The sequence below is a fragment of the Paraburkholderia sp. NMBU_R16 genome (genome assembly GCF_013282575.1).
Taxonomy (GTDB): Bacteria; Pseudomonadota; Gammaproteobacteria; order Burkholderiales; family Burkholderiaceae; genus Trinickia.
Genome location: NZ_JAAAYE010000152.1, coordinates 1 through 2,393, shown reverse-complemented (window position 1 = coordinate 2,393; position 2,393 = coordinate 1). Strand labels below are relative to the sequence as shown.

2 protein-coding genes are annotated in these 2,393 nt (G+C 56.0%); both read left to right on the top strand.

What is annotated here, in order from left to right:
• The coding region (locus GWC77_RS29230; RefSeq protein ID WP_217283438.1) for a hypothetical protein at window positions 1-223 on the top strand (223 nt) is incomplete at its 5' end.
• A gap of 683 nt (window positions 224-906) precedes the next feature.
• Entirely contained in the window at window positions 907-2,295 is a 1,389-nt protein-coding gene (locus GWC77_RS27350) for a replication initiation protein (RefSeq protein WP_173262504.1), read from the top strand.
• Window positions 2,296-2,393 lie beyond the last annotated feature (98 nt).

Here is a 2,393-nt window from a genome sequence, read left to right as displayed (position 1 = left end):
CGTCGTGGTCGTGATAGGCGACCCGCCGACCGACCGTGGACAACTCGCACAACCACTCAACCTGGAGGACATCAGCCCGGTCGAAATTCAACTGCTTAACCGTCCTCGGAAACGGGTCACCCCCAATGGGCTCGGCCCCCTGCGTTCGACATGGCTGACTGGCTCCGTCAATCTAAACGCGCCCATCATGCGTTGGAAAAATCAGCATCGGGAAACGGTCTGACCGAGCCGCTTACTATGCACCGGAAGTGCGTCGAGAAGCAAGCTGAATGGATCTATTCCAGTTGCCCATTGCGCTTGCATGCCTGCCGGCTATTTGGTCCTTTTCACAAAACGCCTCACCTTAGCCTCAGATATCTGGTCTCAGAAGCTTCCGGCGACACACAACGCCTCACCTTCACCGTTCACGACCGGCGTGTGCTCTCCGTGTTGCTTCAGGTGATGTCCCAGGAAAGATTGGGTAGCCGACGCACCGGAGCACTCGCACGCCATCTCGAAACGATTGCATCCCAGCCCGCCGCACGCACATTCCTCACGTTCTCAAGCTTCTCCACTGGAGGCAGGTTTGTTGGCTTTTATATAAACATCAACCAGCCAACCACCAACAGGACGATAAATGTCTATAAATATCAACGGGTTAAACATGCAAGGTGAGGTGCCTTGTGTCAGTGGTGATGTTGATTGAGCGCTACGGTGTCCCGTTTACCCCGGTTAAGTGAGGCGAAGTGGCCGCATAGGTGAAGTCTTTTGGCCGGGACGGTGAGGCGAAATGTGAACCCGGAACAGTGTCTAGGTGAGGTAAGTTGTGTTGTGAGTCGCAGCAAGGTGAGGTAGTCTGTGTTGACGCGTCACCTTAACTTAGCTAACGTGCGGCTCGCGATGACTGAATAACACGAAGGAGATCGCATGGCGACAGCCGGACAGGTGGCAACGTCCAGGCAACTAGCGTTGGCGTTGTTCGATGATGCGAACGCCGAGGGCCTGTCCGTCGACGCTTCCCGCTCCGACATTGGCTTTGCCCGCAAAAACGTCCTCATTCGGATCGTCGACTTAGGTGTCGCGGCGCGACGCTTGGTGGACGCCGCATATTTCATCGTAGCGCAAGAGGAAAAGCTCCACGATCTTTACGACGTGGAGTTGGACTATTTCAAATGGCTGATGCGCTATTCGAGCCGCAATAACGCTCATCTCGAACAGGTAATCACTGAGGCGCAAAAAGCTTTAATTCAAGCCACTACGGCTCCCGATGCCAACGGAGAGAAGCCGTACGGCTCCGTGCAGCTCATAGGTCGCGTAAGCTATCAGGGTGGCCGCTTCCAGTTCCGTGTGCCGTCTGAGCTAACCGGCATCATACGTGGTCCCGGGAAGTCCCACTGGTTGAGTCTGCGCATCACATCGCTTTTCACTCTTAGCTACGCACGAGTGATGTACGACCACCTGCTTCCGTATGCTGACGACGGCGTGACGGATTGGCTCACGCTCGAAGAGTTGCGGGGCTGGCAAGGGGAGATGGGCGCAAACGCGCAGGTATTTAAGTATTTCAAACGTGACTGGCTTGAGCCGGCCGTCAAGCAGATCAATGAAGTCTCCGATCTGTCGTTGTCTTATGAAACCCGCAATGAACCGGGCTCCCGAAAAATCGGCCGCTTGCGATTTCGCATTCAGCGCAAGGACATGGCCGAGCGCCTTCTGCATACCCATGAGGAGGCGCAAGCCATCTATAGGACTTTGAAGCAGGAGTTCGGCCTTTCAAGCGCGCAGTTCAACGAGATCGCGGCAAATCGTGCAGAGTATAGCGACGACCGGATTCAGCAGGCGATCGAGCGCACTCGGTTCAGCCTTCGGCTAGGGAAGGTAACAAAGAGTCCTGCGGGCTTCTTTATGAAAGCCCTCAAGGAAGGGTGGGTGGTATCGGAGGCCGAGCGTCAGATGATCGACGTTCAGCAAACCCTCGCGTTAGCAGAACAACGCGCGAGCGAAGCCAAGGAGAAAGCCCACAACATCGTAGCTGTGCAGGCGGCGACGCAGGAGACGACCGCGCGGGAGCGCATGCGCGAGGAGGCACGTCTCGGGCGTGGGCTGTTTGACCAGGCGGAGCAGAAACAAAAAGAGGACTGGTTCAGATCGTATTTGTCGTCCCCCGCAGGCAAGCTCACTCTCAAGCGCCTGAAGATCGATCCTGCGACAGTTGATGAGGCGACCGCGCTCGCAGACCCCGATCTGGCTGGAGATTTTGCCCGATTTGTTTTCAACAAAGCCAAGACGAAAGGTTGTGTCGCGATAACGGAGCCATGACGAGCAAGCGGCGATTCGCTTAGGAGTCCTTACATAAGCAGCGAATAGAACTGCGCGGCGACCGTTCGAGTGGCGTGGTCACCCTTCATTTGGCCTTT